Origin of the sequence: Anaerocolumna cellulosilytica, assembly GCF_014218335.1 — a bacterium.
In the GTDB taxonomy this organism is placed as follows: Bacteria; Bacillota; Clostridia; order Lachnospirales; family Lachnospiraceae; genus Anaerocolumna; species Anaerocolumna cellulosilytica.
Window position 1 is genome coordinate 2095004 of record NZ_AP023367.1, and the last position, 22364, is coordinate 2117367.

The following is a 22364-nucleotide window of genomic DNA, read 5'->3' on the forward strand; positions in this document are numbered from 1 at the left end:
GTATGAGTAAACGTAAGCTATCTCAGCGACTTTTGGCAATGTTACTAACCGTTGTCATGGTTCTGGGATTAATGCCGATTACAGCATCGGCAGATGTTTCATCGTTAAGCAGTGATATAATAATTTATGATTTTAAGGGCTTAACGGAAGAAATAGTAAATCAAACCGTGCCTTTTGGTACAACCTTAGAGGCGTTAAATCTTCCAGACACACTGGAAGTGGTAGTGCAAGAGGTGTTCATGGGAGAGGCAAGAGTTCCTAATCTGTTAAATAAAGAGGAGGAAGATCTTCCTGTTACTGTAGAGAGTAATGTAATAGATGAACAGACAAATCAAGGGACTGAGGATACAATCGTAGTTCCAGTAACTTGGAGTGCCGACCCAGAGTATAATGGTGAACAAGCAGGCACTTATATATTTACACCAGTACTTCCGGAAGTTTATAGCCTATCTTATGGAGTATATGCACCCGAAATTTGGGTTACTGTACAAGAAAAAGGTCCGGATACGAATCCTGTTACAGGCAGTATATATACTGTATCTATGGCTCCTACAACAGAAACAAACATAAGTTGGACAGATTTGAGCAATAAATTTGGGAATGGCACAATAAAAGACGGTGATACATTAAAAATTCTGAATGCAATGCCTTTAATTTCTGATTTGCTCATTCCTGAAACAATATCTGAACTGACGATTGAAGGGATAAAGGACATTGTATGGCCGCTACATATTGAAACATATGCTGAGAATATGAAATTAACGCTAAAAGATATTGGTCTTCGTACAACGAGTAAAGAGGCAATCATATTTAATGCGGATACTGAACTAGTTATTGAAGGTAATGTAATAGTAGAGAGTAGTAAAGTTGCTATTCGATCTGGGTATGGTGTTATTATCAGTGGATCTGGAGACATGAATGCTAACTGCATGCAGGGTGCATGGGCTGCTTCTAATGCTTTCACAGGAGAAAGTCTTACTGTAAATAGCACTGGTACGCTGATATTTAATGGTGGTGATAGTAAAGACGGAAATGGCTCTACAGGTATTGTTTGTGATAATTTCACACTTGAATCTGGAACTGTTATTGCTAATGGAGGTGGAAGTGAAGTATCAGGTTCAGGATATACCGGTGGACATGGTATCGATAGTGATATTCTTACAGTCCGAGGCGATAGTACTTTAAAAGCGAATGGAGGTAACAGCCTATATGGAGGAGGCGGAGATGGTATTTACAGTGCACTAAATGTCACTCTTGAAGCCGGAACCGTTACTGTTAATGGTGGTGATGCAGGTATGGGATATGACCATATTCTTAACAATAACGGTCTCTATACTGCTCAACTTATAGTAAATGGAGAAAGCAATCTGACAGCACGAGGCGGTAATGCTACACAAGGGGTAGGTGGTAATGGTATTATCTGTGACAATATTATACTTGACGGCTCAGGAAATATTCAGGCTTTTGGTGGCAATAACATAAATGTACCCCTTGAAAAAAGTAAAGGACTTAGTGTCAGTCCTATGGCTGCTGTTACGATAAACGGCACCGGCAGTATCCAGTTTCAGGATGGTATGGAACATATCGTATCTCTCTTGAATAAGATACGATTTACTACAACATCAGGAAAAACATGGAGTGTGGACCCTGCAAGTAATCTAATTTCAGGTAACTTCTCAAGTGAAGAAATTGTAGTCAAAGCTTCCACAACTGCGCCTACCACAGTAAAATTGGAAAGTGAAAACAAGCCAATCATTACTATAATAGATAAACGGGAAGATATTACAGTTACAGAAGGTATGATTCATCAAAATATTTCAGTATGGGCAACCGCATCGGTGCAAACACAGCTTAAATATCAGTGGTTTACCAGTCAAAGCAGAAGCAATATTGAGGGTATCCCTTTAGTGAGTGAAAAGAGTTCTGTTTTTTATCTTCCGGAAATCTTAGTTGCCGGTGAATATTATATATACTGCGAAATAAGTGCAGAAGGAGCAGATAGCGTGAAAACGGATGTAGTTAAAGTTACCGTCCTTCCTAAGCAAAACGAGGGTCCTTTTGCAGGCGGAGATGGTTCACCGGAGACGCCGTATCTAATAGAAACAGCAGGGCAGTTAGCTAAGCTTGCACAATTAGTAAATAGTAAAGATTCAATGATTTATAGCACGAAATATTATGAGCTTATGAATAATATTGACCTATCAGAGTATGCAGATGATGGCGGTTGGATACCGATAGGGAAATCTGGAACCTATATCTTTAGAGGTCATTTTGAGGGTAATGGTCATGTGATTACAGGGCTGACGATTAATAATTCGAGCGATAATTGCCAAGGATTATTTGGAAGTGTTTATAATGGAACAATACAAAATTTGGGTCTGACAAGTGTAGATATTAATGGTGGTGTCCGTGTTGGTGGTTTAGTAGGATATATGGACAAAACCGGAAGTATACAAAATTGTTATGTTACTGGTTCAGTTACTGGTAAAATGAATGTTGGCGGTCTCGTGGGCTTTATGGTATCATCCGTTACGATTGATACTTGTTATACAACTACCACAGTAAGCGGTTCAATGGAAGTTGGCGGAATTGCGGGTACTGTATCTGGCGGAACAATAGAGAATAGCTATGCAATTGGTAATGTTAGCGGTTCAAATAATGATATTGGCGGCATAGCAGGTAGAGTATATAATAATGGAATGCTGCGAAACTGTGGTGCATACAATTCAACTGTTACTGGTAACGATAGGGTTGGACGTGTATGTGGAAGCACAGAAGAGAGTATTATAAACGGTAATTTTGCTGCTGGACATATGGCGGTTATAGTAAACGGAATACCACAGACTATCATAGGTGGGGCGTTAAATCAGCAGCATGGGGAAACGATATCAGCAGAACAACTGAGTAAGAAATCAGGCTTTCCATCAACTTTGACACAAAGCCCCTGGGTATATACGGAAGGGGTCTATCCAGTTTTAAGTTATGTAGAAGAGAATCTCATCGCTGGTCAGGTGTGGGTTTTTGTTCCTACAGTGGAGATTGACTGGGATAGTCTAAAGGAAACGATAGAAAGTTATAGAGGCGGCATAGGCACATTTACTGCTGATGTAAATAAAGAAGAAAAGACAGTAACGGTCACCGGTAGTATTAGAGGAGCAAAAAATTATTTAGAGCTTACTATTCCAAAGGATGTTACAGTAATATGGAAAGCAAAATTAGATGGTGACAATAGTTTTACAGTAGACTTACTTCGTCTGGAAGGCGAGGGTGCTTTTGAGTTAGTCGAAGGCGGCGAGATTAGCATGTATGGGGCAAATGAAGGAAATGGGATTTCTGCCCAAGAAAATTTTTCTAATATTATTATAAACGGCGGTAATGTTAGCGTTAACACTGGTCAGGCTATTATTACGTATGGTCAGGATACTTCTGTTACAGTTCTAAGTGGTAGAGTTGGTGCTACGGACGGAACCGCAATCTACGTTCATGGAAGTAATTCTGTTGTTTCAGTAAGTGGCGGAGTAGTAGAGGCAACGAGAGGAACCGCAATTAGTTCATATGGAGAGATTTTTTTAAGTGGCGGTATCGTTAGAAATAAGCAAGGTACAGCAGTCATGTCAGAAGGTAATATAATGGTTTCTGAGAATGCACTAATAACAGCAGCCACAGGTGTTGCAGTTAAAATAAACAGTAAAAATTCCAAATTTATTTTAAGTGGTGGAATAGTCTTTTCTTATTTTGATATGGGTTCAATAATTCCTATGGGCGTTTATGTATTGCCTAATCTTGGTACTCCTATTGTTGAAGACACGGGTACAATGGTACAGTGGGAAAAAACCAATGGAGTAAATACATATACGGCGGGAACCTCTAATGATATCATGGTTTTAAAAAGTAATGCTACCGCTAAATGGGCAATCATAAACAATGTGTCTGGAATTATGGTTAAAAGTAGTACTAACTCAGTATTTATTCCGGTACCGGAAGTTACGCTTGAACCTGTAGCTGTCACAGTAGAATCCATTCAGATAAAATCAGCACCTGCAAAAACTACCTATCAGGCAGGCGATACACTTAACCTTAGCGGACTTGTAGTAACACTTACTATGAGTGATGGCAGCAGTGAAGATGTTTCTTTCTTTGGTTTTGAAAAGAAGGGTATAACAACCAATCCATCACATGGAGATATACTGGATACAGAATCAACCATAGTTCATATTACATATTCAGACGCATTGGCTTCTCAATTCCTGACAATTAACCAAAAGATTAATAACTATGAAGTTACCTTTAATCATGGCGGGCTTGAAACGGTTAAAAGAACGGTGGAAGAAGGAACAAGTCTTGGAAGTGACTTATGGCCATCAGATCCTGTAAAAGCAGGCTATATGTTTGGAGGCTGGTATACTGGTGAGAATGGAACGGGTACTGTATTTATACCGAATACGATTGTAACTGGTGATATAACGGTATATGCAAAATGGTCTGCTATTATTATCATTGAGCCAGTGGAAAAAGATTATACTGTTACATTTTCTAATGGAGGCCTTAATGTAACAAAGGTATTAGTAAAAGAAGGAACTGCCATTGGAAGCGATAGGTGGCCAAGAAATCCTGTAAAAGCAGGATATGCTTTTGGCGGATGGTATCTTGGTGAGAATGGAACTGGTACTGTATTTACTCCAGCCACAATCGTAACTAGTGATTTTATAGTATATGCAAAGTGGATGGTTGTAAACAGTGATTCAGACGAAGGTAGTTCAGGCAATAATTTAAATACTAATTCTGGAACCTCACCGTCAACTGGTATCGAGCAGATTACTGCCCAAGTAAAGCAAGGGGATACAGATAGTGTTGCCTCACAAATTATAATTGAAAGAACAACAAAAGAAAATGGTGAGAAATCGGATAAAGTAACCTTACAAAATGAGAAAGCGATTGAAACGGTTGAAAAGTTAAAAGCAGAAGGAAAAGACATAGCAAGAATTGTAATTCCGGATGCCAAGGATGAAGTGGAAGAGACAACGATTCATATACCGGTGACCTCATTAAAGACCTTAACAGCAGGAAATATCAGTCTTCAAATGGATGTAGAAGAAGCAAAAATCGGTCTGCCAAAAGAGAGTGTTAAGAATGCAAGTCAGGTATTGTTAGATGACCTTTATTTCCGTTTAGTGCCAGTTAAAAACCAAACGGAAAAAGATATAGTTTCAAAAGAAGCAAGAAAGAATGCGATTCAGGTAAGTAACAACCCAGAATCAACCGTATCTATTATTGGTAATCCAGTTACCATAGAGACCAATATGCCATCTGCTAAGACGGACATAATTTTACCATTGACAGGCGTTGTTATTCCGTCAAATAAAGCAGAAAAAGAAGCTTTATTAAAGCAATTAGCAGTGTATATTGAGCATTCAGACGGAGATAAGGTGTTAGTACAAGGCGAGGTTGTAGAATATAAAGAAGATGTGTATGGTATTCGTTTTGCAATAACTAAGTTTAGCACCTTTACTGTAGTTAAAACAGATGCATTTATAAAATCAGCAGCAAAAGATATCACAAAACTTTCAACTCCAGCAAATGCTGTGATTAAGGGAAGTACTGTCACTGCTTCTGTAGCAAATAAAACTAGTAGTTTAACTGTAAAAGCAACAGTAAGCAAGAATGCAGCGTGGACCTTATATCTGGATAAGGATCTGAAGAAAGAAGTGGTTAATGGTAAGTTAAAACTTACAACCGGTGTTAATACAAGCTATATTAAAGTAACTGCACAGGATAATACAACAAAGGTATATAAGTTAACCATTACAAGAAATAAATCTTCTAAGGCAGAAGTTACCAAGATAGTAGTACCTGAGAAAGCAGTACGAAAGGGAAGTATCATTTCTGCAACAGTTGCTAATGAGAAGACATCTCTTACTGCTTCTGTTAAAGTAAGCAGTAAAGCATCTTTTAAAATTTATAGTGATAAAGCCTTAGAGAAGGAAATATTAAATGGTAAGCTTAATTTAAAAGAAGGATTAAACACCGTTTACATTAAGGTAACCGCTGAGAATGGCTCAACAAGTAAAGTATATACATTAAAGATTACACGCAAAGCCCAGCTATATAAGAGTCAAGTCAGCCTTGGTTTAATTGGCAGTAAAGAGTATGCAAACAAAGTTGCAGAAATATTTAGACAGGATTATGATAGTGCCAATGTTTTAGTTAATCGTAAGGGTAAATATTATTTAGTTACCATGGACTTTATAGACAAAACAGCAGCGGAAAAGGCTTGCAAGGAGATGGTCAACCGCAAGTATATTGTTAATTATTATTTTAATTAATTAAGAAACAATCCCTAAGATAAAGAGCTTAACAACAAAGCCTATATTCTATTGACATATAGAATATAGGCTTTGTAATATATTACAAGTTAACCGTCACAGTGAACTGCAATTTTTGCTAGTAATATACGATTTAATTATTTTACTGTTACTATATCTTTCACATATTCCATTACTTTTTTCTCGATAAGCTGCTGCATAACATATCCGGTACCTTGCTGCTCTACCTGTGCATCATAACCGCCGGTAGAAGCTTCATCAAAGTATGTGGAGTAATCATCTTTGGATACGGAAAGCCCTTCTTTTTCATAAATAGCCTGACACAAAAGCGCTTTCTTAGCACGGTCTTTAATTGCTTCTTCTAAAGAATCGTCGTATTTAGCCTCGGACATTCCTACATAACTTTCAAAGGTAGTGGTTTGATTAGAACCCATAGAAGCATAAAAGTTATTCATGTATTCCACAGACATTTGATCCTCATATTTTTTAATTGATTTCAAATGATTAAAATATTCTGTAGGATAGGACTGAACAGTAGTATTATCCATAAGGTATTTCACTAACCAGGTATCAAAATTCTTATCGTAATTAGTCTGCTTTACATATTCCCTGTATTCAGCAACTGTAGATGCATTATCGGAAAGATTCTCTTTTACAAATTCATCTGTGAATTCGGGAAGTTTATAAATGCTGTTTATTACAACTTCAAATACAGCGTCTTTTCCGGCAAGGTCTTCACTAGAAGAGTAGTCTACTGGGAAGGTAACATTTACGGTTACCTTATCACCTGCTTTATGTCCGATTAATTGTGTTTCAAAATCATCTACATAGGTATTGGAGCCGATTTCTAAATCTGCACCGCTACCATTGGTATTACCGCCGCTGAATTCTACGCCATCCACAGTTCCGACATAATCTATGTTTATTATGTCACCATCTTTTACTAATGCATTAGTATCTGTTACCAATTCTTTTTTATTTTTCAGTAAGGTTTTTATATCGTTGTCAATCGATTCATCAGAATATTCTATCTCAGTTAAAGGAGCAGTTATGTTCTTATAATCTACTAAGTCTAGCAATTCATTAGCAGTAACGTCTTTTATAAGTCCGTTGTCTGTCAGATATGCACTAAAATCACTGCTAGGTTTTATTTTTGTAACATTTCGATAAATAGAATAGCCAATTATGGTAACAAGACCTACCGCTATTAATGTAACGAGAGAATACGAAATAATTTTGTTTAAGAGTGCATTTCGTTTCGCTCTTTCAATTTCCCTTTTTTTCTCCAGGCGTTTTTTCTGCCCTAAACTCATAGAAGAGTTCTCGTTTTGTTTATTAACCTTCATCTTAACTCCCATCTGTGTGCTTTAGTGCTATCTGCACTTGCATACGTACAAATCAAGATGTTGAAAAAACATGGATTCATTTTCTCAACCTAACCTTTCTTTGTTTTAGTGTTTTATAATACAACCTTCGTCCGAGTGTATCTGTCGTTCTTATTATAATACATCCTTATTGATACTGCAATTCTAAAATATTCAAAAATTATGAACATTTTGTGTATTTAATTGATGCACCAGCAAAACACAGAGTAAAAGAATATCGAATACTAATAATTCGTTTGGTAACAATAAGACTTGGAGGTGTTTAGATTATGATATCACGAAAATCAGTCATAACGTTTGGTATGGTAGCAATTCCCATTGGTATGTATACAACCATACAAGATAATGACATTCATTTTAATCAATTGCATAAGGAAGATAACAGCCGTATTCGATATAAGAAGACTTGTGCGAATTGCGGTAAAGAGATTTCTGCAGGAGACATTGTAAAGGGCTTCGAGTATGATGATGACAAGTATGTTGTTGTCACCGATGAGGATATTGAAAAGATTAAAACAGAAAAAGAGAAATCAATACAAATACTTCATTTCGCGCAGTTAAATCAGATTTCACCGGTCTATTATGAAAAAACGTATCAAGCTGTGCCTGAGGCCGGAGGCGAAAAAGCCTTTGAACTACTGCGTGCAGCATTGATGAGCGAACAAAAGATAGCCATTGGTAAAACCGTTATGGGAACAAAAGATACATTGATGGCAATTATTCCAAGAGAAGAAGGCGTCCTTATTTCTACTATGTTCTATGCAGATGACATTAAAGCACTTCAAAAGCCATATTCTAAGCCAGAAGTTTCTGAACAGGAGTTAAATATGGCAAAAACCTTGATAAATTCCATGGATACACCATTTGATCCTTCCCAATATAAAGATGAGTATCAGGAGAGGCTCCGTGCATTAATTGAAACAAAGATATCTGGTAAAGAAGTGGTTGCTCCTGAGTCAGAAGGTGTAGGCAAAGTAATAGATCTTATGGAAGCTCTCAAAGCCAGCGTTGAGAAAGCAAAGAGGGATAAGGAACCGGCGTAACTGTTTAATTGTCAGTCAGCAGGTATTGGAAAGGAAGCGGCTATTAATATGACAGTAAACTTAAGTGAGTATAATCAAAAAAGGAATTTTAGCAGAACCTTGGAGCCAGAAGGGGAGATAGAGACTTCAAAAGAAGGTCTGAGATTCGTTGTCCAACACCATATGGCGCGGAAGGAGCACTATGATTTGCGTCTGGAATGGGAGGGAGTACTTTTAAGCTGGGCGGTTCCTAAGGGGCCATCCTATGATACTCATGACAAAAGGTTAGCTGTTAAGGTAGAAGAACACCCCCTGGAATACCGGAATTTTGAGGGAACTATTCCGAAGGGAGAATACGGGGGCGGAGTAGTTATGCTTTGGGATGAGGGATACTGGGAACCATATAAAAATGTGGATGAAGGACTTTTTAAAGGTGAGTTGAAGTTTGTTCTGAAAGGAAGGCGGCTTAGGGGAAAGTGGGCTTTGGTCAGGTGGAAAGCAAAAGACGGAGAGTTAAAGGATAATTGGCTTTTACTGAAAGAGAAGGATGAATATGTTAAAACAACCAATGGCATAACTGAGTTTACGACTAGTATCCGGACTGGTCGTACTATGGCGGAAATCGACGCAGGGAAAGAGGATAAGATTACGAGAAACCCCTTTGAAAATACAGATGTACAGCTTGCAAAATTAGTTAATAAGGTTCCTGAGGGAGAGGATTGGCTCTATGAGTTAAAATATGACGGTTACAGAATCTTGTCATATGTAGAATGCAGCAGTGCACGTTTGATAACAAGGAATGGGAATGATTATACAAGGCGGTTTCATAAAATTGCTTCATCTCTTATTGATTTTGCAGGAGGAAGGGCAATGGTGTTGGATGGTGAGATGGCAATTACGGATGCTTCGGGTAAGACGGATTTTCAGGCTCTGCAAAACTACATGAAAAATCCAAAGGCTAAAAACCTAACCTATATTGTTTTTGATCTTCTTGCACTGGATGGAAAGGACTTAAGAGAACAACCTTTAATTAAAAGAAAAGAGAAGCTAAAAGCTTTGTTAAAGGATGCACCAAAATGCATTTACTATAGCCGTTATGTTAGAGGAAGCGGTAAGGAAAGTTTTGTTGTAGCTTGTGAGGCAGGTATGGAAGGGATAGTGGGGAAAAAAGCGGATTCCATCTACAGCGGAACAAGAAACGGTGACTGGATAAAGTTAAAATGTGATAAGAGACAGGAATTCGTTATCGGAGGATATACACTCTCCGACAAAAAGGTAAGTGGAGTAAGTTCTCTTCTTCTCGGTGTTTATGAAGGTAGTGATTTTGTTTATGCCGGGCGTGCAGGCACCGGCTTAAGTGAATCAGATATAGTACTGCTTGAAAAAAAATTTGCGAATATTATAAGAGCAGACGCTCCTTTTAAAGCCCCGCCAAAGTCTAAATCAAATGAAAAAATTACGTGGCTTGAACCCGACCTGGTGGCAGAAATCAAATATGCCGAATGGACGGAAGAGAATTTGTTAAGGCAGGCAAGCTTTAAAGGAATCCGTACAGATAAGAACCCTAGAGATGTAAAAAGGGAAAAAGAGGAGGAAGAAATCGTGACACCGAGTGAAATGGTTCATGAGAAGCTTGCAGAAACAAATAAGAACTCCATAATTGTAAACAGTATAAAGATAAGCAATCCGGACAAAGTATTATTTCATGAACCTGAGATTACAAAAGGAGATATTGTAAATTACTATGAAAAGGTTTCAGAGAGAATGCTCCCGTATCTAAGTAATCGAATCTTAAGTGTTGTCCGTTGTCCAAAAGGAATCTCCCAAACATGTTTTTTTAAAAAGCATCCGGCAGCGGATAGCAAAGAGGTTTGTACTATTTCAATCATCAATAAAAATGGTGAAGCAGAAGAATACTTCTATATTGAGAATACAACCGGAATCATTTATCAAGTACAGATGGGAACTTTAGAATTCCATACTTGGGGAAGTTGTGTTGATGAAATTGAGAAGCCAAATATGATGGTATTTGACCTGGATCCGGATGAGGGAATGGAGCTTGATAGGGTGCGTCAGGGTGTATTGGATATCAAAAGTATTCTTAACGAACTTTCCTTAAAGTCATACCTAAAGACCAGCGGAGGAAAAGGCTATCATATAGTGGTTCCGTTAATACCATCTGTGGGTTGGACTGTGTTTCATGATTTTTCAAGAGGAGTGGCTGCTGTTATGGAGCAAAAGTGGCCTGACCGCTATACAAGTAATGTGAGAAAGGCAAAGCGAACCGGAAAGATTTTTATTGACTGGATAAGAAACGGCAGAGGAGCAACAAGTATAGCTCCTTATTCTATAAGGGCTAGAAAGGGAGCAAGGGTATCAATGCCCATTGGATGGGATGAGTTAGATAGAATTGCTCCTGATAGTATTGATATGGCCGAAGCAGTCAGAAGAATGAATGGCGGAGATCCATGGGCGGATTTTTTAAAGAGTAATCAGATGCTTAAATAGGTGGATAGAAAAAAGCAACCTTAATTTGGAAGGTTGCTTTTTGAAGATTTTCTATGTTATAGTATAGATGGAAAAGTTATCCTATAAGTCTATATATTTAATTTTTATCTGTAATTAATTTAAAGAATTGAACAATCATATAATTGCCATTAATATGGTGAATCTTGGAGGAAAGTAATGATTCATATAAATTATGTAGGATTCGATGCCTCTCATTCAAAAGACTTTGTATTTGACATACCAGAAGGGCATGATTGCTGGCTGTTGTTATTAACACAAACACCTGCTATATTTTTTGTAGAGGATAATTATAGGGAATATCCACCTAATTGTGCGATACTTTATAAGCCAAAGCAAAAAATCTACTATCGTGCAAATGGTGATACCTATTCAAATGACTGGGTGCGGTTTTATACCAATGAAACCTATGTTACTACAACACCTATTCTATGCGGTGTTCCGTTTAGTCTGCGCGACCCGGTGTATTGTCATAAGATATATCAATTACTTGTTACAGAACATATATTAAATAACGATTTTAAAGATATAACCATAGATAATTTATTTCGGATACTGTTTAATAAATTATTGGAATCTTACAATTATAAAGCAGTATCACCTCTTTATAAAAGCTTGAAGGAATTAAAAATGGAGATCTATCATCAACCTCACAAGGAATGGACCGTTAAGAAGATGGCAGAAAAATTGAATGTCAGCGTAGGCTATATGCAGGATGTTTATAAGAGCACTTTTGGAGTAACGTGTATGGAGGATGTGATTAACAGTAGAATTACTCTGGCAAAAAAATATTTAATATACGAACAGTATTCTATTTCAGAGATTGTAACATTGTGTGGTTACCGAAATATAGAACATTTTTTCCGGCAATTTAAGAAGATAGCCGGAGTAACGCCAAATCAATTCCGAAAGCTTCCTCATTCAATTTCCAATCTCGAAGACATACATAACGTATATTGAGTGTTTTTCTTACTAATTCTTATCTTCAGCCACTGATTATGAAAGAGAGCGAGTCCCAATAACAAGAGCCTATTTATAACAATAGAATATATCAACGAATGGGTTTGATATATCATTGTAAGAAATCTCCTGTTATTTTATAATACTATATATGTTACATAAGGGTCTCCACCATAGAAATTTACATAAAGAGGAATAGGAAGGTAGAATCTGAAAGGAGAAGACATTAAATGAAGAAAGTTGAAAATCAGGCAGTATCCTGCCACCAGTTATTTTTTGATCCATTAAATCAAAAGGTTGCATTTAAGAATGGCGGCAGAGACTTAAAGAGTATGCATTATATACCGACGAGACAAGGTGCTAGGGTGTACGATAATAATGAAGTGGAATTTTGCTATTATGCACCGGGAGCAAAAAAAGTTTCTATAGCTGGAATCAGCGGAAGTATGAGCTGTGAGCCAATTGAATTAGTTTCTGAGGAAAATGGTTATTTCTCTAGAAGAGTTCAAGGGATTGAGCCTGGATTTCATTATCATAATTGGTTCGTAGATGATGTACAGGTAAGGAATCCTTTCGGTGCTTTTTGTTATGGCTGCTTTGAACCCATCAACTTCTTTGAAGTACCGGAAGAAGAGGATGATTTCTATTTTTTGAAAGACGTTTCACATGGTGAAGTACGAATGGAAGTATACCAATCCAGTGTGAATGGACATCTAAAAAGCTGCTATGTGTATACACCCCCCGAATATCATCAGCAGTGGGAGAAAACATATCCTGTTTTATATATTCAACATGGTGTGGGAGAAAGTGAAAGCGGCTGGCTGTGGAATGGTAAGCTTAATTTTATTATGGATAATCTCCTGGCAGAGGGAAAATGTAAGGAAATGCTAGTAGTTATGTGCAGTGGCTATTCTTTTCAGGAAGGTGAGGATCCGGTCTTTTATCCGGGTGATTTTGACAAAGAATTAATGGAGGATGTGATTCCCTTCATCCAGAGCCGTTACCGAACCAAAACAGGACGGGATAATAAAGCTATTGCAGGTCTATCACTAGGCTCAGCGCAAGCCTCCCTTACAGTAGTAAAACATCCTGGGGTATTCTCAGCATTAGGCGTATTTTCAGGAGTCGCCATTTCTGAATTGGATAACCTTACCATAGGGATGGATAAACGACCTGATTATGTGCTATTAGCTGCCGGAGAAGGAGAAGAAAGAATTATATCCCAACAAAAAGAATATCAAGATAAGCTTAGAAATGCAGGGATAGCTTGTGATATGGCTTCCTTTAAAGGGTTTCATGAGTGGCATGTATGGAGAAAAAGTCTAGCTAGGTTTGTACAAAATATATTTAATAAAGAAAGTACAGATTTATTAACAGAGGATACTCGGGCTAGAACAAATCATATAGATACCGTTTGCCAGAGGATTGAAAACACTGAAATTTTTGCCAGGCAGACCTATGAGATGCAACCTTTATTCTTTGATACCGTTTACAAGGGTGTTATATTTGCAGTGGATGAGAAGGGAAGACCGGCCGGAAGGTATAAGGATATACAGCCTGGAGTCGTAATTAAGGAACAAGGAGTGGCGGAATTTTATTTTATTGCGCCAAAGGCAAAAAGCGTAGAAGTGCAAATTCTTGGTATGGAGCGGATAGCTCTTCATAAAGCAGCGGGTTCTCTTGGTGAAGAAGGATACTGGCAGGGAATTGTTAGAGAGATAACACCAGGCTTTCATTACCATGAATATTTTGTAAATGGTATTTCTGTAATCAATCCGTGGGCTCCTCTTGGGTATGGGTGTTTTAAACCGATAAACTATCTGGAAATGCCGGAGCCGGATTTTGATATCTACTTATTAAGGTCAGTGCCTCACGGCAGTATACATATGAATTACTATAAGTCTTCACAAACCGGACGTACAAAAGTGTGTTATGTTTACACGCCACCCGGCTATGAAGAAAATCGGGAGAAAAGATATCCGGTTCTCTATCTTCAGCACGGGGGAGGTGAAACTGAAATAGGCTGGATTTGGCAAGGTAAAATCTGTAATATTATGGATAATTTATTGGCGCTTCAAAAAGCAGTGGAAATGATTATTGTAATGAATACAGGCTACAGCTTTCGACCGGATGGAACAAGTCATCCCCTCTTAGGGTCTGTTGATGAAGAAATTGTAAAAGATTGCATTCCCTTTATTGACAGTCATTACCGTACGTATACGCAGAAGGAGAAACGTGCAATGGCAGGACTCTCCATGGGCGGTATGCAGACGCAGAAAACAGTTTTTCATAACACAGAGCTGTTTGCTTGGGCAGGTATATTTAGCGGAGGACTTGTAATCCAAAATGAGGAGGAGGATTATACTCCTTTACTTAAAGATTTGTCGGCATTTCAACAAGCTTTTAAACTTCTTTATATAGCTTGCGGTGAACAGGACGGATTTTATGAGGAAACGTTTGAAACGGTTCAGGATTTAAAAGCTTGTAACATACCTCTGGTCACGTTCTTTCAAAAGGGCTACCATGATTGGACTTTCTGGAGACATTGTGTGACCGATTTCCTACAAAGATTGTTTTATTAATGTTTGAGTTTCTCACCGGCACGGTGACAAAAGCTCCCCGAATTAAATATCGAGGAGCTTTTTTTCATAACGTGTCGAAGAATATTACTCTTTTAGAAGAGAGTAGATTTCATTGGTTTTTTCAGGTGCGTCTCCATTTATAATAATAATTCTGTCGGAAAGAGTAATAACAAGATAGGGGGAGATGTTCCGATGGACGTATACGGAGCAATCTCCATATCCCTGTACATTAAATCTACCCACATAAAAACGATCACTATCCCCGCCATTGCGTTTATTCATCTTAGGAAGTTGATCTATTTGCACCACTGCTTTCATAGCATCGATCGAAAAAGAATCCCTATACATTGGTGCGCTTATATAAGCTGTATGATTTTTCATTTCAAATTCCACCGTACCAAAATCAAGTGGCATTACAAACTTTGCAAGTGCTATTATTCCTAATACTACTATAGCCAGGACAATATTTGTCAGTCTTCCAAACGTAGATGCCATGTTAACTGTAACTCCATAGCCTAAGCGATTTTCAACCCAGACACGTTTGTCAGTGGGATTTTTGTAATTTCCTGTTGCCCAGTATTGATCTTCATCCGTGTAAACTTCCTCAGAAGTAAATAAGAGCAAATTATGTCGTTCATCTCTTACCGTATAATATGCCGATAAAATAGGTGCATAGGTTAAACAAGTTGATATTCCAAGCAATACCATCATCACAAATAAATCAAGTACATTACACTGAACTAAGAAAAACATAAGCGTATAAAGAATGGTTCCAATATGAGCTTGCAAAATCCAGCATTTTGACCATTGATGTCTGTAAATCTGATTCAGGGCAAGATTTATTTCTGTATTTTCTGAATATGTAATAACTCTCTCTTTTGTAACTATCCGATAGGCTAGGAATCCGATTACTACACTTATAATTGAGCACATTGGAAATATCCAGGAGGAAAGGTGATACTCTTGTTTATGTAACAATAATAGGATGGGAATTAAGGAAATAATAAAAGCCTGGATAAACCAAAACGGTGAAGCAGGCATTTTCCCTTTTAATCTGCTCACCTCCGTGTCAATACTAAGAATATGTTTTTCACCGACATACCATTTGTTTTCTTTTTTCACTGTATATAATATGCTAAAATATCTTTTTTGAATAAGACTATTTACAAAGAAAAGTAAACAGCACCAAGCTAAAATGTATAATATACTAATGGATGTGTATTTTGAAATAATGAGAAGAGGGAACATAAGCAAAATGAACACGAAACCTGCTAAAGTATATGATTTATGATATTTTTGAACGATTTTTTGCACTTCACTATTTTGGAGCTCAAAACGAGGAAGTGATACCCCAAGAAGAATATTGCCATTTGCCTTTTCAGCGGTTTTATTCGTTAAAATAAGTGTAATCAAAACCGTCAGTGTAACAAATAAATTAATAACAATAGAAATCATATGTTACCTCCTGCAATGCTTGAAATATTCAAACGGTCAAACATTTCATCGCACAACTTCAAAAAGTGTTCTTTTTCAATTCCCTTAAGTGATGATTCAGTAATTAGTAAAGCCAATTCACTTTCAATTTTTTCGGTAAAATCTCCAGTTAAGAGCGCAGTGGGTTTGACTTTAGCTCCGTGACGACGGTCTATTTCAATAAAGCCTTCATTTTTGAGAATCGTATAAGCTTTTGTTACTGTCATCATATTAATACCAATGTCTTCAGCCATTTGCCGAACAGTAGGTAATCCCTGTCCAATTTTCAAATCCCCTCGCCCGATTCCTATAACAATCTGATTACGCAATTGGACATAAATAGGTGTTGCGCTTGTTGTATTTAGTTTAATTATCATTTATTATCCTCCACTAATTCACTAAGTATTATTTGTATTACATATTATAATACAAATAATGCTTAGTGTCAAGTATGCCTGTGAATGGGACAATGATTTTTGTGTATCTTGCTAACGGTATATTGGAAGTTAGTATGCTGGTTATATCTAAACCCATAATCTGTAGTTGATAGTTACAAATCGCAAATATTAGATATTAATATAGTTCATATTAAGCTGATGATATGTCATTGTTTCGTATTAAATATTTATATATAATTATATTGTTGGGCATATTATACAACTTGAAGAATTGATATGCTTATTTGGATGTGAAATGTAACTAAAATAGTCTCTTGAGATACTTTAAAAGTATACGTAATTAGTAATTCGAGTCAAGATGTATACAGAAATGGAGGTTAGCGGTCAGCATTTTAGGTTAATACAGAACTTCTTTATCCGGCACATTTTCACAGTACTATAAAAGGAGAGTAATTATGAAACTATTTCAAAATAAAAAGAAGAAAAAATCTATAATAGAATTTCTTTACATACTGCCCTTTCTAATCTTGATTGCCGTATTTGCTTATTATCCCTTGTATGGCTGGGTATATGCCTTTTTTGACTACAGACCGCCTCAGCCTTTAACTATGGATAATTTTGTCGGACTGAAATGGTTTCAATCCTTGGTGTCTAATCCGGTAAAGACTAAACAAATAGTAAATGTAGTTACGAACACTTTAGTTATGAGTGGAATAACTGTTACAACCTCCTGGCTGCCCATGCTTTTTGCGGTTTTTTTGAATGAAATTAAGTGTATACCCTTTCGAAAAGCGGTTCAGACAGTGACAACAATTCCTAATTTTATTAGTTGGGTCTTGGTGTATTCGGTTGCTTTTAATATATTTAATAATACTGGTGTAGTTAATCAGGTGTTCGTATCTTTAGGTATCATTGATAAACCCATTCAATTCTTGCAGGCATCAGAACATGTATGGTTAACTCAATGGTTGTGGCTTACATGGAAAAATTTGGGATGGGCAGCCATTATGTATATAGCCGCAATTACCAGTATTGATGAGGAGTTGTTTGAAGCAGCTAAAGTTGACGGAGCCACCAGAATGCAGATGATTCGCTATATAACAATTCCCAGTATTCTCCCTACTTATTTTGTACTTTTGATGTTAAGTATTGCTAGTTTTTTAACAAATGGTATGGAACAGTATTATGTATTTCAAAATGCATTTAATAAAGAAAAGATTCAGGTTTTAGATTTATATGTATTTAACCTGGCAATGGGAAGCGGCAGTTACTCAGTTGCGACAGCTCTTAGTATACTAAAAAGTATGATAAGCTTGATTTTGCTTAGTCTGGCTAATGGTATTTCAAAGCTAGTCAGAGGTGAGAGCTTTTTATAAGATAAGGAGGACTTCTCATGGGGAGCGAAAAAAGAAAAAAACGTAAAAAGTCAAGTTTTAGTGATAAGCTTATTCATGTCCTAACCTATACTTTTTTCGGAGTTTTTGCATTTATCTGTATTTACCCATTTTATTACATATTTATTAATACCATCAGTTCTAATGAACTGAGTCAAAAAGGATTAATTATTTTTTGGCCGAAAGGTGTGCATGTTCAAAATTATTTAAAAGCAATGAAGATTCCGGGATTATTTGATGCTGCTGTGATTTCTGTTGGTCGAACAGTACTTGGTACCTTGCTTACGGTGGCAGCAACAGCTTTCCTAGGTTATATGTTCACAAGAGAAACAATGTGGCATAGAAAATTCTGGTATCGTTTTGTTGTTGTTACCATGTACTTTAATGCCGGAATCATTCCGTGGTTTTTGACCATGAGAAATCTAAATTTGACTAATAATTTTTGGGGATATATTTTGCCGGCAATCGTATCACCTTTTTATATTATACTGGCTAAGACCTTTGTTGAATCCATACCAAAGGAATTGCAACAAGCCGCTGAAATAGACGGAGCAGGCACAATGAAAATATTTTTACGAATTATTCTGCCTGTTATTAAGCCAATTATGGCAACTATATCAATATTTGCAGCAGTGGGACAATGGAATGCTTTTCAGGATACATTAATATTAATGACGGATAATAAGTTGTACAGTCTTCAATTTATCTTGTACCAATACATCAATCAGGCAAGCTCCTTAAAACAGCTTGTTAATTCATCAAGCAGTTCAGCAGTGGCACAAAGTGTTGCAACAGTACAGACTGCCACTTCTATACGTATGACAGTAACAATTATTGTAGTTGCGCCAATACTGTTTATCTATCCAATTTTTCAGCGATATTTTGTAAAGGGAATTATGATTGGAGCAGTCAAGGGCTAGAAGATGGAGGGTGTTAACATCCTTTCATATAAAAAGTGAGGAGGATTTTTTATGAAGACGAGAAAAAAAGCTATAAGATTAGCAGCTGTACTAGTGGCTTTTTCCTTGATTATGACGGGCTGTGGAGGAAAGAACAAGACGGTAAACAATACAACGGCTAATACAAGCTCCCAATCGGATACAGCGTTGGGGGGAATTGACCGTACCGAGCCGCTTACTCTTGAGATTTATGATGTGGCCGCTAATTATCAGGGAATGCAAAGCGGATGGTTTGGAAAGGTGGTTAAGGATAAATTCAATCTTGAATTAAATATCATCGCGCCGCAGGCTTCCGGCAATGGAGAGGCTCTATACCAGACACGAACTGCTTCCGGAAAACTTGGAGACATCATCCTTTTGGACAACTCACCTCTTCAGGATTGCATTAAGGCAGGGTTGATATCAGACATCACGAATGAGGTACAAAGCAGTGAGAATCTAAACCAGTATTATGAGCAATATAAAACCTTTAACACGGGCCTTGAGGAGAATACTGAAGGAAAAATCTATGGACTTCCCTGTCAAATTACGAATACCTCACCTACAACCTATACAGATACTGAAATTTATATCAGTCCAATGCTCCCTTGGGATTACTATACGGAGATAGGAACTCCGGAAATGAAAACCATGGAGGATTTACTGAAGGTTTTAGAGCAGATTCAAGCAGCGCATCCAGTAAATGCCGCAGGTGATCCAAGTTATGCTATTTCTTTGTGGGCTGACTGGGATAAGGGAGGAACCCAGATTACAATGGAAACCGCAACCCAATTGACTAAAATGTATGGATATGAAGTGAATGGTTCCATTATGCTGGGTAATACCGGCGATATGAAACAAGTCACAGATGATGACGGGGCCTATTATAAAATGCTGCACTTCTTCTTTGAAGCGAATCAAAGAGGTTTAGTGGACCCGGATTCCGGCACTCAGAATTGGGATACAGCCTGCACTAAGATGAAGAACAAACAAGTATTAATGTTTTGGTATTCCTGGCAGAGAGGCTTTTGGAATACTCCTGACCGTGCGAATGACAGGAATGCATACATCTATGCACCCGTTCAGGATATGAATTTTTATCAGCCCTCTGATTCCTATTATGGTGACGGAAGGGCGCTTGCAATTGGGTCTCATATGGAGGGAAATACTAGAGCTAGAGCAATAGAATTCCTAGATTGGTTAATTAGCCCGGAAGGACTTGATTTTCTACATGCAGGTATTCCAGACTGGAGTTATACGAAAGATTCTGAGGGAAAATATACACTTACTGAAGAGGGGTTATATGGTCTCATGGAGAACCGTACAGTTCCGGATGAATGGGGTGGCGGCGGATTTGACGACGGAAATAGTAAAATTAATCAATGGCCATTGCACTCTGTGTCTACAAACCCGAATACAGGAGAAACGTACAATTATAATTATTGGAATTCTTATCTGGAAGCAAATAAAACAATAATGACAAAGGAATGGAGTGAGAAATATGGGGCTCCAAACCAAGTGGCATATTTAGAAAAAACGGGACAATTAAAACCGGTACCAAATGTTAATATAATTCTGCCAAGTGATACTACAGATATTGCCTTAATTCGCAGTCAATGCGCCACTATAATCTGTGATACATCATGGAGAATGGTTTTTGCAAAAGACGAAGAAGATTTTAAAGCAATGTGGGAAGAAATGAAAATCCAACTTGAAGGTCTTGATTGGAATCAGTTGGTGGAATTTGATAAATCTAAGTTTGAGAAAGTTTTAGAAGCGAGGGAAGCGGCGATGAAATAAAGTCTCGTATGCCTATAAATCAAAAGTAAAAGTAATATATGAAGTAGTTAGATTTAAAAGAAATATAGATAAAGAGAAAGGATGCCACAGAGTAATTCTATTAGCTGATTTTATAGTGGCAGTGTTGTAGGTTGAACAATGAAAAAGCAAGCTTTTAATCCTTATTTACCATCCTGGGAGTATATTCCTGATGGAGAACCTTATGTATTCGGAGAACGTCTATATGTATTTGGCTCCCATGACCGTTTTAGAGGAAATGCATACTGCCTGAATGATTATGTATGCTGGTCTGCTAAAACGGATGATTTGGGAGACTGGCGTTATGAAGGGGTGATTTATTCAAAAACATCGGATCCCATGAATAAGGACGGAAGTATGTGTCTGTATGCTCCCGATGTTACAAGAGGTCCGGATGGTCGTTATTATCTGTATTATGTACTAGATAAGGTTAGCGTTGTTTCCGTTGCAGTTTGTGAGGAACCGGCAGGAAGATATGAATTCTATGGATATGTGTCCTATAAGGATGGAACGCGACTAGGAGAAAGAAAAGGAGATGAACCGCAGTTTGATCCTGGAGTGTTCACAGAAGGTTATAAAACATATTTATATACGGGATTTTGTCCGAAAGGAGATACCAAAAGAAGCGGCCCAATGGTTACTATATTAGGAGCAGATATGCTTACAATTATTGAAGAACCCATTTTTATTGCTCCAAGCGAACCTTATAGCAGGGGTAGTTCCTTTGAAGGACATGAATTTTTTGAAGCTCCTTCTATCCGTAAGAAGGGTGACACGTATTATTTTATATATTCTTCAATTGCTATGCATGAATTATGTTATGCAACAAGCAAATCTCCTACGAAGGATTTTATATATAGGGGAGTTGTCAGCAGTAACTGTGATATGCATATTAATACTTATAAGCCAGCAGTTAAACCAATGTTTTATGGGTCTAACAATCACGGCAGTATCATAGAGGTCGACGGCCAATGGTACATATTCTATCATCGTCATACAGATGGTACGAATTTTAGCAGACAAGGCTGTGCAGAACCACTTGTCTTTTTGGAGGATGGAAGTATAATGCAGTCAGAAATGACCTCCTGTGGATTAAATGGTAAACCACTCGTAGGGAATGGAGAGTATCCGGCTTATATAGCCTGTAATCTTTTTTGCAGATATGAAGAAATTTATACGGCACCTGGTGGTATGTGGATGGACAGCAGATATCCGAAAATCACCCAGGATGGCAAAGACGGAGATATGGAAGAAGGGTATATCCTTAATATGCGAGATTCTGCTACGGCTGGCTTTAAATATTTTAGCTGCAAAAATATTAGAAGGATTGGGATAAAGGTAAGAGGGTACTGTAAGGGAGAATTCCATATTAAAACTTCCTGGAACGGGGAAAGTCTTGGCAGTATCCCGGTAGTATCCAGTAATATATGGAAGGAATATACCTCAGATATTGTAATACCTGATGGTGTGCAGGCAATTTATATTACCTATCAGGGAGAGGGAAGTGCTGCTCTAAAATCCTTTTCTTTACACTAAATAAACTAT

General features: G+C 37.5%; 12 protein-coding genes. 9 read left to right on the forward strand and 3 right to left on the reverse strand.

Annotation, left to right across the window (positions count from 1 at the left end):
* Nucleotides 1-2: 2 nt before the first annotated feature.
* On the forward strand, nt 3-6323 hold the full coding sequence (locus acsn021_RS08830) for an InlB B-repeat-containing protein (protein ID WP_184091316.1): 6321 nt from the start codon (nt 3-5) through the stop codon (nt 6321-6323).
* Between the two features lie 137 nt (nt 6324-6460).
* Here acsn021_RS08830 and acsn021_RS08835 read toward each other — a convergent pair whose 3' ends face one another.
* Nucleotides 6461-7669, reverse strand: a complete 1209-nt coding sequence (locus acsn021_RS08835) for an FKBP-type peptidyl-prolyl cis-trans isomerase (protein WP_184091313.1) — start codon at nt 7667-7669, stop codon at nt 6461-6463.
* Between the two features lie 308 nt (nt 7670-7977).
* Between acsn021_RS08835 and ku the strand changes: the two genes are divergently transcribed.
* The 4 genes from ku (at nt 7978) to acsn021_RS08855 (ending at nt 14798) form a co-directional block, all read left to right on the forward strand.
* Nucleotides 7978-8751, forward strand: a complete 774-nt coding sequence (gene ku, locus acsn021_RS08840) for a non-homologous end joining protein Ku (RefSeq protein ID WP_184091311.1) — start codon at nt 7978-7980, stop codon at nt 8749-8751.
* A gap of 48 nt (nt 8752-8799) precedes the next feature.
* Entirely contained in the window at nt 8800-11238 is a 2439-nt protein-coding gene (ligD, locus tag acsn021_RS08845; protein ID WP_184091302.1) for a DNA ligase D, read from the forward strand.
* A 177-nt stretch (nt 11239-11415) separates the two neighbouring features.
* Complete coding sequence (locus tag acsn021_RS08850; protein ID WP_184091300.1) at nt 11416-12216, forward strand: helix-turn-helix domain-containing protein; 801 nt, start codon at nt 11416-11418, stop codon at nt 12214-12216.
* 230 nt (nt 12217-12446) lie between these two features.
* A complete protein-coding gene (locus tag acsn021_RS08855; protein WP_184091299.1) occupies nt 12447-14798 on the forward strand; it encodes an alpha/beta hydrolase-fold protein in 2352 nt (783 codons plus the stop codon).
* Nucleotides 14799-14882: 84 nt separating this feature from the next.
* Here the strand turns inward: acsn021_RS08855 and acsn021_RS08860 are convergent, their stop codons facing one another.
* Nucleotides 14883-16253 carry a PH domain-containing protein gene (locus tag acsn021_RS08860; RefSeq protein WP_184091298.1) on the reverse strand — a complete coding sequence of 457 codons (1371 nt, stop codon included), beginning with the start codon at nt 16251-16253 and terminating at the stop codon, nt 14883-14885.
* Nucleotides 16250-16648 (reverse strand): GntR family transcriptional regulator, encoded by a 399-nt coding sequence (locus acsn021_RS08865; protein WP_184091297.1) that lies wholly within the window; start codon nt 16646-16648, stop codon nt 16250-16252. The genes acsn021_RS08860 and acsn021_RS08865 overlap by 4 nt, the downstream gene beginning before the upstream one ends.
* Nucleotides 16649-17124: 476 nt before the next feature.
* Here acsn021_RS08865 and acsn021_RS08870 point away from each other — a divergent pair, with 476 nt between their 5' ends.
* The 4 genes from acsn021_RS08870 to acsn021_RS08885 all read left to right on the forward strand — a co-directional run bounded on the left by acsn021_RS08870 (nt 17125) and on the right by acsn021_RS08885 (nt 22355).
* A complete protein-coding gene (locus tag acsn021_RS08870) occupies nt 17125-18045 on the forward strand; it encodes an ABC transporter permease subunit (protein WP_184091296.1) in 921 nt (306 codons plus the stop codon).
* Nucleotides 18046-18062: 17 nt separating this feature from the next.
* On the forward strand, nt 18063-18983 hold the full coding sequence (locus acsn021_RS08875; protein WP_184091295.1) for a carbohydrate ABC transporter permease: 921 nt from the start codon (nt 18063-18065) through the stop codon (nt 18981-18983).
* A gap of 51 nt (nt 18984-19034) precedes the next feature.
* A complete protein-coding gene (locus acsn021_RS08880) occupies nt 19035-20801 on the forward strand; it encodes an extracellular solute-binding protein (protein WP_184091294.1) in 1767 nt (588 codons plus the stop codon).
* A gap of 138 nt (nt 20802-20939) precedes the next feature.
* Nucleotides 20940-22355: a family 43 glycosylhydrolase gene (locus acsn021_RS08885; RefSeq protein ID WP_184091292.1), complete on the forward strand. Its 1416-nt coding sequence runs from the start codon at nt 20940-20942 to the stop codon at nt 22353-22355.
* Nucleotides 22356-22364: the final 9 nt, after the last annotated feature.